This window comes from Sphingomonas sp. GC_Shp_5, assembly GCF_026540855.1.
GTDB lineage: Bacteria > Pseudomonadota > Alphaproteobacteria > Sphingomonadales > Sphingomonadaceae > Sphingomonas.
Genome location: NZ_JALNUP010000024.1, coordinates 46,632 through 60,563, shown reverse-complemented (window position 1 = coordinate 60,563; position 13,932 = coordinate 46,632). Strand labels below are relative to the sequence as shown.

12 protein-coding genes are annotated in these 13,932 nt (G+C 68.5%); 5 read left to right on the top strand and 7 right to left on the bottom strand.

Features of this window, described 5'->3' with window-relative positions; all coding sequences use genetic code 11:
* Together OXR60_RS16570 and OXR60_RS16565 are read left to right on the top strand one after the other, a co-directional pair.
* Positions 1–1,555, top strand: a 1,555-nt coding sequence (locus tag OXR60_RS16570; protein WP_267397055.1) for an alkaline phosphatase family protein, incomplete at its 5' end; no start/stop codon positions are given.
* Positions 1,556–1,611: 56 nt separating this feature from the next.
* On the top strand, positions 1,612–1,983 hold the full coding sequence (locus tag OXR60_RS16565) for a hypothetical protein (RefSeq protein WP_267397054.1): 372 nt from the start codon (positions 1,612–1,614) through the stop codon (positions 1,981–1,983).
* A gap of 3 nt (positions 1,984–1,986) precedes the next feature.
* Here OXR60_RS16565 and OXR60_RS16560 read toward each other — a convergent pair whose 3' ends face one another.
* From OXR60_RS16560 to OXR60_RS16540, 5 genes are all read right to left on the bottom strand, one after another.
* Complete coding sequence (locus OXR60_RS16560) at positions 1,987–2,913, bottom strand: right-handed parallel beta-helix repeat-containing protein (RefSeq protein ID WP_267397053.1); 927 nt, start codon at positions 2,911–2,913, stop codon at positions 1,987–1,989.
* A 170-nt stretch (positions 2,914–3,083) separates the two neighbouring features.
* A complete protein-coding gene (gene metH / locus OXR60_RS16555; protein ID WP_267397052.1) occupies positions 3,084–5,669 on the bottom strand; it encodes a methionine synthase in 2,586 nt (861 codons plus the stop codon).
* 150 nt (positions 5,670–5,819) lie between these two features.
* The gene (locus tag OXR60_RS16550; protein WP_267397051.1) at positions 5,820–6,866 is read right to left on the bottom strand and encodes a homocysteine S-methyltransferase family protein; all 1,047 of its coding nucleotides are present in this window, start codon (positions 6,864–6,866) and stop codon (positions 5,820–5,822) included.
* 137 nt (positions 6,867–7,003) lie between these two features.
* Positions 7,004–7,948 carry a methylenetetrahydrofolate reductase [NAD(P)H] gene (gene metF, locus OXR60_RS16545; protein ID WP_267397050.1) on the bottom strand — a complete coding sequence of 315 codons (945 nt, stop codon included), beginning with the start codon at positions 7,946–7,948 and terminating at the stop codon, positions 7,004–7,006.
* Positions 7,945–8,898, bottom strand: coding sequence for a metalloregulator ArsR/SmtB family transcription factor (locus tag OXR60_RS16540; protein WP_267397049.1), 954 nt, complete (start codon positions 8,896–8,898; stop codon positions 7,945–7,947). Before OXR60_RS16540 ends, metF begins: the two co-directional genes overlap by 4 nt.
* Positions 8,899–9,019: 121 nt before the next feature.
* Between OXR60_RS16540 and OXR60_RS16535 the strand changes: the two genes are divergently transcribed.
* From OXR60_RS16535 to OXR60_RS16525, 3 genes are read left to right on the top strand one after another with little or no spacing between them, the layout of a single operon-like run.
* Positions 9,020–9,388 carry a hypothetical protein gene (locus OXR60_RS16535; protein ID WP_267397048.1) on the top strand — a complete coding sequence of 123 codons (369 nt, stop codon included), beginning with the start codon at positions 9,020–9,022 and terminating at the stop codon, positions 9,386–9,388.
* Positions 9,388–9,627 (top strand): hypothetical protein, encoded by a 240-nt coding sequence (locus tag OXR60_RS16530; RefSeq protein WP_267397046.1) that lies wholly within the window; start codon positions 9,388–9,390, stop codon positions 9,625–9,627. Before OXR60_RS16535 ends, OXR60_RS16530 begins: the two co-directional genes overlap by 1 nt.
* A complete protein-coding gene (locus OXR60_RS16525; protein WP_267397045.1) occupies positions 9,624–10,577 on the top strand; it encodes an aldo/keto reductase in 954 nt (317 codons plus the stop codon). The genes OXR60_RS16530 and OXR60_RS16525 overlap by 4 nt, the downstream gene beginning before the upstream one ends.
* A gap of 4 nt (positions 10,578–10,581) precedes the next feature.
* Here the strand turns inward: OXR60_RS16525 and OXR60_RS16520 are convergent, their stop codons facing one another.
* Positions 10,582–12,141, bottom strand: coding sequence for an isocitrate lyase (locus OXR60_RS16520; RefSeq protein ID WP_267397044.1), 1,560 nt, complete (start codon positions 12,139–12,141; stop codon positions 10,582–10,584).
* Positions 12,142–12,271: 130 nt separating this feature from the next.
* On the bottom strand, positions 12,272–13,660 hold the full coding sequence (locus OXR60_RS16515) for a helix-turn-helix transcriptional regulator (protein ID WP_267397043.1): 1,389 nt from the start codon (positions 13,658–13,660) through the stop codon (positions 12,272–12,274).
* Between the last annotated feature and the right edge of the window lie 272 nt (positions 13,661–13,932).

The window sequence follows — 13,932 nt, the reverse complement described above, 5'->3', positions numbered from 1 at the left end:
GCCGCGCACCCCGCCCAAGCTGATCGTCGCCATCTCGGTGGATCAATTCTCGGCCGATCTGTTCCAGCAATATCGCAACCGCTTCACCGGCGGCTTCGCCCGGTTGCTCAACGGCGCGGTGTTCCCGGCCGGCTTCCAGAGCCACGCCGCGACCGAGACCTGCCCTGGCCATTCGACGATCCTCACCGGCATGCGCCCCGCCCACACCGGAATCATCGCCAACAACTGGGTCGACCTCAAGACGCCGCGCGACGACAAGACCGTCTATTGCGCCGAGGACGAGAGCGTGCCCGGCAGCACGTCTGAGCATTACACCGTCTCCGACAAGCATCTGAAGGTGCCGACGCTCGGCGAGCGGATGAAGAACGCCAACCCGGCGACCCGCGTCGTCTCGGTTGCCGGCAAGGATCGCGCCGCGGTAATGATGGGCGGCCACAAGGTCGACGAACTGTGGTGGTATGAGAATGGCGCGTTCGTCAGCTACGCCGGTCGTGTCGCCCCGCCCGCGGTGAAGCGCACCAACGCTGCGGTTCAGGCGCTGGTCGCGCGACCGCAGGCGGCGCTGGACGTACCCGCCTTCTGCCGCGCCACCGATCACGCGGTGCTCGCCAATGGTCGCAGCGTCGGCACCGGCCGCTTCGTCCGCGCGGCGGGCGACGAGCACGGTTTCCGCGCCTCGCCGGCGTTCGACGCCAGCATCGGCGCGCTTGGCGTCGCGCTGGTCCAGGACATGAAGCTCGGCAAGGGCCCCGCCACTGACATCATCGACATCGGCCTGTCCGCTACCGATTACGTCGGCCACGGCTATGGCACCGAGGGGCTGGAGATGTGCCTCCAGCTCGCCAACCTCGACGAGACGCTCGGCGGCATGTTCGACGCGCTCGACGCCACCGGGGTCGATTACGAGGTGGTGCTGACCGCCGACCACGGCGGCAACGACACGCCCGAGCGCGAGCGCGAGCACGGCATGCCGATGGCCGCGCGGGTCGATCGCGCGCTCGCCGCCGCCACCGTCGGCAAGTCGGTCGCGGGGCAGCTCGGCCTGTCCGGCCAGTTGCTGTGGGGCGATGGCGGCAATGGCGACGTGTGGATCGATCCTGCGATAACCGCCAAGCAGCGCGCCGCGGTGATCGCCGCCGCCACCCCGATCTACACCGCCAACCCACAAGTCGCCGCCGTCTTCACCCGCGAGGCGATCGCGGCAACGCCGATGCCGTCAGGCCCGCCCGAGACCTGGACGCTGATCGAGCGCGCCCGCGCCTCGTTCAACCCCGATCATTCCGGCGACCTCATCGTCTTCCTGCGCCCGCGGATCACCGCCATCCCCGAAGGCGCTAAGGGCAATGTCGCCACCCATGGCAGCCCCTGGGACTATGACCGCCGCGTCCCCATCCTGTTCTGGCGCCGCGGGATGACCGGGTTCGAGCAACCGCTGTCGGTCGAGACGGTAGACATCGCGCCGACGCTGGCGGCAACGATCAACCTCCCCGTCTCCGGCCTCGACGGCCGCTGCCTAGATCTCGACCCCGGCGCGGCGAGCACCTGCGCCAACTGATCGTGCGGGCGCAGCCGACGGATTGTGCCGCCGGCCGCGCCCGCTACAGCGATGCCATGCTGCCCCGCCACCTCATCCCGCTGCTGCTCCTCGCCGGTTGCGACCCCCGCCCGGCCCCTACCCCCGCGGCCCATGACGAGGCCGCCAAGGCGCTCGCCGGCGAGCGCGCGGTGGATGCCGGGATCATCGACAATGCGCGGATCAGCGCGCTGCAGAAGCAGGTCAACGACCTGTCCGCCGAGGTCTCCGAGCTGCGCGACGGCAAGCAGGCGATCGACACCCAGCTGCTCGAGCAGCGCCTCGTCGCGGTCGAGCAGCGCGTCTACGCCCGTGCGCCCACCGAGACACCGACGCCGCAGCCCACCCCCGCCGCGCGGCCGACCCCGCGCGCGCCGCTCAAGCTCGCGCTGCCGCCGGCGGAGAAATGAGCGTCACCGCGTCTCGAACGGCCTGATCCCCGCGCCCAGCGTGTTGGCGCCGATCGCAAGCCGATCGCCGGTGAAATCGGCGACGAACGCGGGGTTGGTCGGCGCGCCCGGCGCCAGCCGCGCGTCATTGCCCTCGATCCGCAAGCCGGTGGCGGCATAGGTGCGATGCTCGGCGCCGATCACGATCAGCCCCGAATGATTCTCCTTGCCGCGGCCCTGGACGAAGGTGTTGCGCGCGATCAGCCCGGTCGCGCCCTCGGGCAGGTCGATCATGTAGTTGGTCTTGCTGCCCTGGGTGTCGTCGAAGCTGTTGTCGGTGATCGACACGTGCGGGCTGCGCAGCTTGACGTAATGGCCGCCGGTGCCGCGCTCGAACCGCGAGTTGGTGACGGTGACGCTGCCGCGATTGGCGAGATAGATGGAATGCGCGCAATCGGGCGTCTGGTCGCACTGGCCGAGCCCCGCAAAGGTCGACCGATCGATGCTGATCTTCTGCCCGACCGGCTCGCCGCCGAGGATCCCCTCCTGGCTGTCGAGGAACATCGCATTGGTGACGGTGAGGTCGCCCATCTCGGTGCGGATCCCGGCACCGTTGCCGTCGGCCACCTTGTAGCCGCGGAACACCAGCCCATCGACGCGCGAGCCCTGCCCGCGCAGCACCAGCCCGGCCTTGCCCTCGCACGCCTCGCGCTCGAAGATCGCGGTGCCCGGCGTCACCGCCTGGAAGGTGATGTGCCCGCCGGCCTGGATCGCGCACTGGCGATAGGTGCCCGGCGCGATCAGGATCGTCGCCGTCCCCATCCGCACCGAATCCACCGCCGCCTGGAGCTGGTCGAAGCCCTGGCCGGTCTCGGCGATGGTGAAGGGCGCATGGGTCTGCGCGAGCGCAGGGGCAGCGACGAGGGCGAGCGCAAGAAGGGCTTTGGTCATGCGTGCGAGCATCCGCGGACTTCGCGCGGCGCGCCATGCAGATTCGCGGTTAATGCAGCGCCGCGCGGTCGCGAGCGGTTAGCCCGACCCGCATCTGTCCCACACTGAACCAGCCGACGTCTGTTGCGACGGCTCCGCTGGCCGCAGCACCGACGATGGCGCGGACGCGATCAGTCCAGGTTCGGCCGCAGCCAGCGCTCCGCCTGCGCCACATCCACCCCGCGTCGCGCCGCATAGTCTGCGACCTGGTCCGCCCCGATCCGCGCCACGCCGAAATATTCCGCCTGCGCATGGCCGAAATAGAAGCCGGACACCGCCGCGGTCGGCAGCATCGCGAAGCTGTCGGTGAGCGTGATCCCCACCTTGTCCTCGGCCCCGAGCAGGTCGAACAGCTGCCGCTTGAGGCTGTGCTCGGGGCAGGCCGGATAGCCCGGTGCCGGGCGGATGCCGCGATACTTCTCGCGGATCAGCGCCTCGTTGGTGAGCTGCTCGCCGTGCGCATAGCCCCACAGGTCGGTGCGGACATGCGCGTGCAGCCGCTCGGCGAACGCCTCGGCAAGCCGGTCGGCGAGCGCCTTCAGCAGGATGTCGTTGTAATCGTCATGCCCCGCCTTGAACCGCGCGATATGCGCGTCGATGCCGTGGATGCCGACCGCGAAGCCGCCGATCCAGTCGCCGGCGGGATCGATGAAATCGGCAAGGCACATGTTGGCGCGGCCCTCGCGCTTGGCGATCTGCTGGCGGAGGAACGGCAGCCGCACGCCGTCGTCGAGCACCACGTCGTCGCCGTCGCGCCGGCACGGCCACAGCGCCGCGACGCCGCGCGCCGTCAGCCATCGCTCGGCGATGATCGTGTCGAGCATCGCCTGCGCATCCTGGTACAGCCCGCGCGCGCTCTCGCCGACCACCTCGTCGTCGAGGATCGCGGGGAAGTTGCCCGCCAGCTCCCAGGCGCGGAAGAACGGTGTCCAGTCGATATAGTGGCGCAGGTCCTCGAGGTTCCAGTCGTCGAACACATGGGTGCCCGGCTGCACCGGCGCCGGCGCCTTCAGCATCATGTCCGCGGCAAAGCCACGCTCGCGCGCGGTGGCGATCGGCAGCAGGTCGTTCTGCCCCTTGTTGGCGCGCGCCACCCGCACCGCCTCATAATCCGCGGCGATCCCCGCGACATAGCCGTCGCGCTGGGTGTCGCTGACCAGCGTCGTCGCTACCCCGACCGCGCGCGAGGCGTCGAGCACATGGACGATCGGGCCATCATAGGCGGGCGAGATGCGCAGCGCGGTGTGGACCTTGGAGGTGGTCGCGCCGCCGATCAGCAGCGGCATGGTCATGCCCGCGCGCTTCATCTCCTCGGCGACGGTCACCATCTCGTCGAGGCTCGGCGTGATCAGGCCCGACAGCCCGATCATGTCGGCGTCGCTGTCGTTCGCCGCCTCGATGATCCTGGTCCAGGGCACCATCACGCCGAGATCGACCACGTCGAAGCCGTTGCACTGCAGCACCACGCCGACGATGTTCTTGCCGATGTCGTGGACGTCGCCCTTGACGGTCGCCATCACGATCTTGCCCTTGCCCTTGGCACCGGGCTCCTTGGCGGCCTCGATGAACGGCAGCAGGTGCGCCACCGCCTTCTTCATCACCCGCGCGCTCTTCACCACCTGCGGCAGGAACATCTTGCCCGAGCCGAACAGGTCGCCGACCACGTTCATCCCGTCCATCAGCGGGCCTTCGATCACCTCGATCGGCCGCGCGAACTGCTGGCGGCATTCCTCGGTATCGTCGACGACATGCGCGTCAATGCCCTTCACCAGCGCATATTCGAGCCGCTTCGTCACCGGCAGCGAACGCCATTCCGCCGCCGCCTTCTCGGCCACCGCATCGGTGCCGCGAAACTTCTCGGCGAGCGCGACCAGCCGGTCGCCGGCCTCGGGATCACGGTTGAGGATGACGTCCTCCACCGCGACGCGCAGCTCGGGCTCGATCTGGTCGTAGACGTCGAGCTGGCCGGCGTTGACGATCGCCATGTCCATCCCGGCGGGGATCGCATGGTGGAGGAACACCGAGTGCATCGCCTTGCGCACCGGCTCGTTGCCGCGGAACGAGAAGCTGAGGTTGGACAGCCCGCCCGAGATGTGGACGTGCGGGCAGCGCGCCTTGATCTCGCGGCATGCCTCGATGAAGTCGACGCCGTAGTTGTTATGCTCCTCGATCCCCGTTGCCACCGCGAACACATTGGGATCGAAGATGATGTCCTCGGGCGGGAAACCGATGCCGACGAGCAGGTCATAGGCGCGCGAGCAGATCTCGACCTTGCGCGCCTTGGTATCGGCCTGGCCGACCTCATCGAACGCCATCACCACCACCGCGGCGCCATAGGCCATGCATTTGCGGGCATAGTGGAGAAACGATTCCTCGCCCTCCTTCATGCTGATCGAATTGACGATCGGCTTGCCGGAAACGCACTTCAGCCCCGCCTCGATCACGTCCCACTTCGAGCTGTCCACCATCACCGGGATTCGCGCGATGTCGGGCTCGGCCTGGATCAGCTTGAGAAAGGTGGTCATCGCCTCGTGCGCGTCGAGCAGGCCCTCGTCCATGTTGACGTCGAGCACCTGCGCACCGGCCTCTACCTGCTGCAGCGCCACCGCGACGGCGGCGGGGTAATCGCCCGCCATCACCAGCTTCTTGAACCGCGCCGAGCCGGTGACATTGGTGCGCTCGCCGATGTTGACGAAGCTGGTGGAAAGGTTGGTCATCATCTTCTTCTTTAGATCCTCCCCTGGAGGGGAGGGGAACCGCCGAAGGCGGTGGAGGGGTAGTCGCCGCAAATACCAAGGCTCGTGCTCGCGGAGACTACCCCTCCACCAGCTTCGCTGGTCCCCCTCCCCTCCGGGAAGGATCCGAAACTACGCCGCCATCGTAAACGGCTCCAGCCCGGCGAGCCGGGTCCGCACAGGCGCCTTGGGCACCGCGCGCGGCGCCACCCCGGCGACGCCATCGGCGATCGCCTTGATATGCGCCGGGGTCGAGCCGCAGCAGCCGCCGAGCACGTTGACCTGCCCGGCCTCGGCCCATTCGCCGACGAGCCCGGCGGTCGTCACCGGCAATTCGTCATAGGCGCCAAGCTCGTTCGGCAACCCGGCGTTGGGATAGACCATGATCAGCGTGTCGCAGATTTCCGACAGAGTCTTCACGTGCGGCCGCAATTGCTCGGCGCCGAACGAGCAGTTGAGCCCGATCGTCACCGGCCGCGCATGGCGCACCGCATGCCAGAATGCCTCGACGGTGTGGCCGGACAGATTGCGCCCGGACAGGTCGGTCAGCGTCATCGACATCATGATCGGCAGGTCGCGGCCCAGGTCATGCGCCGCGTCGAGCGCCGCCATGATCCCGGCCTTGGCGTTGAGCGTGTCGAACACCGTCTCGATCAGGATGAAATCGACGCCGCCCTCCACCAGCGCGTCGATCTGCTCGCGGTACACGCCCTTGAGGTAATCGAAGTCGATCTCGCGATAGCCCGGGTCGTTGACGTCGGGCGACAGCGACAAGGTCTTGTTGGTCGGCCCCAGCGCGCCCGCCACGAACCGCGGGCGGCCATCCTTGGCCTCGAACTCGTCGGCGATCCGCCGCGCGAGCCGGGCGCTCTCGACGTTGATCTCGCGCACCAGATGCTCGGCGCCGTAATCGGCCTGGCTGATCCGGTTCGCGGAGAAGGTGTTGGTTTCGGCGATGTCCGCCCCGGCCTCGAAATAGGCGCGGTGGATCGACTCCGGCACCGCCGGCTTGGTCAGCGCGAGGATGTCGTTGTTGCCCTTCTGGTCATGGCCGAGCCCGAGGCTGCCGGCATAATCCTCTTCCGAGAGCTTCCAGTTCTGGATCTCGGTCCCGAACGCGCCGTCGGTGATCAGGATGCGCTTGGCCGCCTCGGCCAGGAAGGTATCGCGAACGCTCATCAAACCCACTCCGTCATCCCCAAACCCATTCCGTCACCCCAGACCCACTCGGTCATCCCAGCGAAAGCTGGGATCTCGTGCCAAAGGGCCTGCTTCATTGCCGAAGATCCCAGCGTTCGCCGGAATGCCCCCCTGGCTCACGCCGCCGCCACGTTCGCCACCGGCTTGGATCGCACGCCGAGCAGGTGGCAGATCGCGAACGCCAGCTCGGCGCGGTTGAGCGTGTAGAAGTGCAGCGACTTCACCCCGCCCGCGTAGAGCTTGCGGCTGAGTTCGGCGGCGAGCGTCGCGGCGATCAGCTGGCGCGAGGCGGGATGGTCGTCCAGCCCCTCGAACAAGCGCGCCATCCACTCGGGCACCTTGGTCCCGCACATGTTGCTCATCCGCACCACGCTGGCGAAATTGGTCACCGGCATGATCCCGGGGACTATCTCGGCATCGATTCCCGCTGCGGCGAGCTTGTCGCGATAGCGGAAGAAGGTCTCGGGCTCGTGGAAGAACTGCGTGATCGCGCGGGTCGCGCCGGCATCGAGCTTCGCCTTGAGATTGTCGATGTCGGAACGGTCGTCGGGCGAATCCGGATGGCATTCGGGATAGGCCGCCACCGACACCTCGAACGGGTGCAGCCGCTTCAGCCCCGCCACCAGCGCCGCGGCATTGTCATAGCCGCCGGGATGGCTGACGAACTTCGCGCCCGCCGCGGGCGGATCGCCGCGCAGCGCAACGATGTGGCGGACGCCGGCGGCCCAATATTCCTCGGCGACCTGGTCGATCTCCTCGCGGGTCGCTTCCACGCAGGTAAGGTGCGCAGCGGCGGCAAGGCTGGTCTCGCGCTGGATCCGCGCCACCGTCTGGTGGGTCCGCTCGCGGGTCGAGCCGCCGGCGCCATAGGTCACCGAGACGAAGCTCGGCCCGAGCGGCTCCAGCGTGCGCACCGCGCCCCACAATTGCTCTTCCATCTTCTCGTTCTTGGGCGGGAAGAATTCGAAGCTGACGTCGAGGTCGCCCGCGACATCCGCATAGAGCGGCGCCTTGAGCGCGATCTGCGCCTCCTCGAGCTGGTTCACCGAGATCGTCGTCATGCCGCCTTCACCTCACGCAAGCGCGCACCGGGCTTGGCGCCCAGCCACAAAGTCACCGTCAATTCCCCACCCTTCAATGTCTCGGTCCGTGCCAGCTGCAGCCCGGCATTGGCAAACCAGGCCGCGATCTGCTCGTCGGCGAAGCCAAGCCGCGTGTGCGCATCCTTGGCGCGCAACTCCTCGCGATCATGCGGCGCAAAATCCGCGATCAGCAGCCGCCCGCCCGGCCCCAGCACTCGCGCCGCCTCGGCGATCGCCGCGCCCGGCTGCTGCGCGAAATGCAGCACATGGTGGAGGATCGCGACATCGGCGGCGCCATCGCCCATCGGCAGCGCATAGAGATCCGCCTGGCGCAGCTCGGTGTTGGCGCGATCGTGCAGCTTGGCACGCGCCAGCCGCAGCATCTCCGACGAGCGATCGATGCCGAGCGCGGTCTCCGCCTGGTCGCCGAACAGCTCGAGCATCCGCCCGGTGCCGGTGCCGATGTCGATCAGCTGGCCGATCGGCCCCTCTCCGAGCACCGCCGCCATCGCATGCTCCACCTGCTCCTCGGCGACATGGAGCGAGCGGATCGCGTCCCACTCGTCGGCATGGCCCTCGAACCAGCTCGCCGCGCTCGCCGCGCGATCGGCGCGCACCGCTGCCAGCCGCGCCGCGTCGGCCACCGCCCAATGGTCGGGCTGCGCCGCATGCCATTGATCGAGCGCCGCGGCGACCGGTGCGGTCGCCGCCTGCTTGCCCAGCGCCACGAACACCCAGCTGCCTTCCTTGCGCCGCTCGGCCAGCCCCGCGTCGCACAGGATCTTGACGTGGCGGCTCACCCGCGGCTGGCTCTGGCCGAGCACCTGCGCGAGCTCGCCCACCGACAGCTCCATCGAGCGCAGCAGCGAGAAGATACGCAATCTCGTGGCATCGGCCAGAGCGCGAAAGATATCCAAAGCAAGCGTCATCGTCGGGTCCAGCTTAGCGGGATAAACATATAAAGATATCTTTATATGAGGTCAACGCGGACCCGAGGGCCTTGCCTCGCGTTGCATATGCGCGAAGTTAGACAGATTAGGGAGTACCCACATGAAGCGTCTCATGATCCTCGCCGCGCCGGCGCTGCTGCTCGGCGCCTGCAGCCAGAACACCCAGGACCAGACCGCCAACGCCGCCGATGCGGTCGCCGGTGACGCCAATGCGACCCTCCAGAACGCGGTCGGCGATGTCGGTGCCGCCACCGACGACGCCTTCGGCTCTGCCGAGCGCTCGATGGACAATGCCGGCGCCCATGCCGATGCCGCCGGCGATCGCCTCAGCAACAGCGCCGACCGTGTCGGCGACCGGCTGAGCGACCACGCCGATCGCGCCGGCGACGACATCGCCAATGCCGCCGACCGCGCCGGCGATGCCACCGGCAACGCGCTCGTCCGCGCCGGCAACGCCATCCGCCACTGATGAGCGCCCCGGCTCGCCTCCCTCTCCTCGGCCCGGCTAGAGCCGGGACTTACCGGAGGCGAGCCCTCGCGCTCGTCGCGGCGACGCTGGCGCTCGCCGCCTGCTCGCGCCACCACGACGATCAGCCCGGCGCGGTCAGTGCCGAAGAAGCCGCGCAGCTCAACGACGCCGCCGCGATGCTCGACGCCAACAGCGTCGACCTCAACGCCGCCACCGCCAACGACCAGGATCAGCCATGACCATTGCCAAGCGCCGCCTCGGTGCCACCGACCTCCAGATCGCGCCGCTCGTGCTCGGCGGCAACGTGTTCGGCTGGACCGCCGATCGCGCCGCCAGCTTCGCCGTGCTCGACGCCTTCGTCGCTGGCGGCGGCACCATGATCGACACCGCCGACGTCTATTCGGCGTGGGTCGACGGCCATCAGGGCGGCGAGTCCGAGAGCATGATCGGGGCATGGCTCAAGGCGAGCGGCAAGCGCGATGACGTGCTGATCGCCACCAAGGTCGGCATGCTGCCCGGCGAGGGCGGCGAGAAGCTCGCGCCTGCCCGCATCGCTGCCGCCGCTGACGCGTCCCTCAAGCGGCTCGGCACCGATCGCATCGATCTCTACTACGCCCATCAGGACGATGAGGGCGTGCCCCAGGACGCGGTAGCGGAAGCCTTCGCCAAGCTGATCGAGGCCGGCAAGGTCCGCGTGATCGGCGCGTCCAACTTCCACGCCGCGCGGCTCAAGTCGGCAGTCGATGCCGCCAAGGCCGCCGGCCTGCCGCGCTACCACGTGCTCCAGCCCGAATATAACCTCGTCAGCCGCCACAAGTTCGAAGGCGAGCTGCAGGACTATTGTGTCACCGAGAACATCGGCGTGCTGCCTTATTACGGCCTCGCCTCGGGCTTCCTCACCGGCAAGTACCGCTCGGCCGACGATCTCAAGAAGAGCGTGCGCGGCGGCCGCATGACCGAGTTGCTCGACGGCAAGGGCAAGGCGGTGCTCGCGGCGATGGACGGCGTCGCCGAGGAGACCGGCGCCACCCTTGCGCAGATCGCGCTCGCCTGGCTGATCGCCCAGCCCGGCGTCACCGCGCCGATCGCCAGCGCCACCCGCGTCGAGCAGCTCGAGGATCTGCTCCCGGCGCTGACGCTCGAGCTGAGCCAGGACCAGCTCGAGCGGCTCACCACCGCGGGCGCCTGACAGATCAGGCGGCGAACTGGTTCATCGTGTTCGCCGCCCCACCCGCTTTCAGCGCCGCCTCGCCGGCGAAATAGCCCTTGTGGTCGTCGCCGATGTCGCTGCCGGACATGTTCTGGTGCTTCACGCAGGCGATGCCCCGGCGGATCTCCTCGCGCTGCACGCCGCGGACATAGCCGAGCATCGCCGCTTCGCCGAAATAGTCGCGGGCGAGCGTGTCCGTGCTCAGCGCCGCGGTGTGGTAGGTGGGCAGCGTGATCAGATGGTGGAACACGCCTGCGCGGGCCGCAGCGTCGCGCTGGAAGGTCCTGATCCGCTCGTCGGCCTCGCGCCCCAGCGCGCAATCGTCATAGTCGGCGCTCATCAGCCGTGCGCGGTCATAGGCCGAAACGTCGCGGCCTTCTGCAGCCCAGGCGTCGAACACCTGCTGGCGGAAGTTGAGCGTCCAGTTGAACGAGGGCGAGTTGTTGTAGACCAGCTTGGCGTCGGGCACGACCGCGCGGATCCGATCGACCATCCGCGCGATCTGCGCGATGTGCGGCTTCTCGGTCTCGATCCACAGCAGATCGGCGCCGTGCTGGAGCGAGGTGATGCCGTCGAGCACGCAGCGGTCTTCACCACTACCCTCGCGGAACTGGAACAGGTTGGAGCGCAGCCGCTTGGGCCGCACCAGCCTGCCATCGCGCTCGATCACGACGTCGCCACGCAGGGATGCCAGGTTGCTGACCGGCTCGGCATCGAGGAAGGCGTTATACTGGTCGGCGAGGTCGCCCGGCGCCTGGCTATAGGCGATCTGCTTGGTGAGACCGGCGCCGAGCGAGTCGGTGCGGGCGACGATGATGCCATCCTCGACGCCGAGTTCGAGGAAGGCGTAGCGGCAGGCGCGGATCTTGGCGAGGAAGTCCTCGTGCGGCACCGTCACCTTGCCGTCCTGATGGCCGCACTGCTTCTCGTCGGAGACCTGGTTCTCGATCTGGAGCGCGCAGGCGCCGGCCTCGATCATCTTGCGGGCGAGCAGATAGGTCGCCTCGGCATTGCCGAAGCCGGCATCGATGTCGGCGATGATCGGCACAACATGAGTCTGGTGGCCGTCGATGGCGTGGAGCAGCCGCTGTTCCTCGAGCTGGTTGCCGGCCTCGCGCGCGGCATCGAGGTCGCGGAACAGCAGGCCCAGCTCGCGCGCGTCGGCCTGGCGGAGGAAGGTGTAGATCTCGGCGATCAGCGCGGGCACGCTGGTCTTCTCGTGCATCGACTGATCGGGCAGCGGGCCGAATTCGCTACGCAGCGCCGCGACCATCCAGCCCGAGAGGTACAGATAGCGCCGCTCGGTGGTGCCGAAGTGCTTCTTGATGCTGATCATCTGCTGCTGGGCGATGAAGCCGTGCCAGCAGCCGAGCGACTGGGTGTAGGCGGTGGGATCGGCGTCATAGGCGGCCATGTCGCGGCGCATGATCGCCGCGGTGTAGCGGGCGATGTCGAGCCCGGTGGCGAACCGGTTCTGCCGGCGCATCCGCGCCACCGCTTGCGCATCGATCCCGGGCCAGCTGCGCTGTTGGTGATAGGTCATGATCCCTCCTCGCCTTGTTATCGGCGCGACTGTATCAATCTTGACCGGCTATTCTGTCTAACTTCGCGCATAAACGCGGTTCAGCTGTCATCATCGGCCAACAACAGCTGTGTTGATGTGAATTCGCGACTCAATCACCGACGAAGCTGAAGCCCGATACGCCGCGCTCGCGCTCGTCGATCGACAGCGTGCGGCCGGCGGGGGGCGCCGAGCGCTGGGGGCAGTCGACGCGCAGGCAGGCGCGGCAGCCGAGGCCGATTGGAGTGGCGTCGCCGCGCAGATCCACGCCGCGCGCGATCGCCAGCGTACCGCCGAGGTCGGCAGCCACCCCGAGCCCGACGGTGAACTCGGCCGGCACCCCGCCATAGCGGCGGCGCTGCGGCGTCACGGTGCGCGCGACGGTGAGCCAGCGGCCGCCATCCTCCAGCTCGACCAGCTGGATCGCGAGGCTGCCGGGGCGATCGAAGGCGTGGTGGAGCCGCCATAACGGGCACCGCCCCTCGGCCTCGGCAAGCGGCGACCCGCTCGCCCCCGAGAAAAGTTTGGACGACTGCCCGGCGCGATCGACCCGGACGAGAAAGAAGGGCAACCCGCGCGCGCCGACCCGCTGCAGCGTCGTCAGCCGATGCGCGACCTGCTCGAACCCGGCGCCGAAGCGACGCTGAAGCAACTCGAGATCGTAGCCGGTGCTCTCGCAGGCGCGCAGGAAGCGGGCATAGGGCATCATCACCGCGGCGGCGAAATAGCTGGCGAGATGGCGGCGGAACAGCTTCTCCGCCGAGCGATCGGCAAAGCCCGCCCCGGTGGCGAGACCGTCGATCTCGCCACGCGCCTCGATCTGCGCGAGCTGATAGGCGGCGGCAAAGGTACGCGACGCCGAATCGAGCGTTTCGCTGAGCTGCAACTGGCGCGCGTGGAGATCGAGCCGACGGAGCAGATCGGGCATGACGTCGACCGGCAGGATGCGGATGGTCAGCTGGTGCTTGACCCGCAGCCGCTCGGCGATCGCGCCATAAAGATCGCCGGCGCCGAGCCGCAGCTCGTCCGCCAGCGCCTCGGCCGCACCATCGAGATCGGCGAAATAGCCGCGCCAGCGCTCGATCTCGCGGCGCACCTCGGCGACCGGGTCGCTGCCGTTGTCGGCACCGCTGCCACCACCCGCGACCAGCCGGTCATAGACGCGCGCAAAGGCCTCGGCACCGCCGGGCGCGCCGGCGAGCCACTCCGCGATCTCGTTGCGATCAACCTCCAGATCCGCGAACAGCGGATCGGCCAGCCGCCGGCGGATCGCCGCCTCGCCACCGCCGGGCTCGCCCGCGCTCAACGCGCGCGGATCGAAATCGTACGATTCGGCGAGCCTGACCAGCAACGTCGCCGACAGCGGCCGCTGGTTGCGCTCGACCAGATTGAGGTAGCTCGGCGAGATCGCCAGCGCCTCGGCCATCGCTGCCTGGGTCAGCCCGGCCTGCCGCCGCAGCCGGCGCACCGCATGCCCGGCGAACAGTTTGCGTTCTGCCATGTCCGTCTCCTGGCTGCGTTGATCGATCAGTCGGGCCAACCTGTCAATTAGTTACAACAAGACTGACACTGAGTCGCTTACGTGCACAGCAACACCACGCTCCATCACCGCCGCCCCTGCCCCGCGCCCGGCAGTGCCGCTAGCGCGGGCCCACGGGTTTCCTGGGGAGGAAAGGTGCCCGCCGGTGGCCCCCACTGGCGGGCATTCCTCCGCCACCGCGTGTCAATCACGCGCCCTTCTTCCGCACCGCGCGTTTCCGGGCCATAGCCCGA

Excerpts from the sequence above, each read along its gene's own strand:
- OXR60_RS16520 (WP_267397044.1), bottom strand. The coding sequence starts at position 12,141 with ATGACCTATCACCAACAGCGCAGCTGGCCCGGGATCGATGCGCAAGCG.
- OXR60_RS16565 (WP_267397054.1), top strand. The coding sequence starts at position 1,612 with ATGCTGCCCCGCCACCTCATCCCGCTGCTGCTCCTCGCCGGTTGCGAC.
- OXR60_RS16535 (WP_267397048.1), top strand. The coding sequence starts at position 9,020 with ATGAAGCGTCTCATGATCCTCGCCGCGCCGGCGCTGCTGCTCGGCGCC.
- OXR60_RS16515 (WP_267397043.1), bottom strand. The coding sequence starts at position 13,660 with ATGGCAGAACGCAAACTGTTCGCCGGGCATGCGGTGCGCCGGCTGCGG.
- OXR60_RS16560 (WP_267397053.1), bottom strand. The coding sequence starts at position 2,913 with ATGACCAAAGCCCTTCTTGCGCTCGCCCTCGTCGCTGCCCCTGCGCTC.
- OXR60_RS16525 (WP_267397045.1), top strand. The coding sequence starts at position 9,624 with ATGACCATTGCCAAGCGCCGCCTCGGTGCCACCGACCTCCAGATCGCG.
- metH (WP_267397052.1), bottom strand. The coding sequence starts at position 5,669 with ATGACCAACCTTTCCACCAGCTTCGTCAACATCGGCGAGCGCACCAAT.
- OXR60_RS16540 (WP_267397049.1), bottom strand. The coding sequence starts at position 8,898 with ATGACGCTTGCTTTGGATATCTTTCGCGCTCTGGCCGATGCCACGAGA.
- OXR60_RS16550 (WP_267397051.1), bottom strand. The coding sequence starts at position 6,866 with ATGAGCGTTCGCGATACCTTCCTGGCCGAGGCGGCCAAGCGCATCCTG.
- OXR60_RS16530 (WP_267397046.1), top strand. The coding sequence starts at position 9,388 with ATGAGCGCCCCGGCTCGCCTCCCTCTCCTCGGCCCGGCTAGAGCCGGG.
- metF (WP_267397050.1), bottom strand. The coding sequence starts at position 7,948 with ATGACGACGATCTCGGTGAACCAGCTCGAGGAGGCGCAGATCGCGCTC.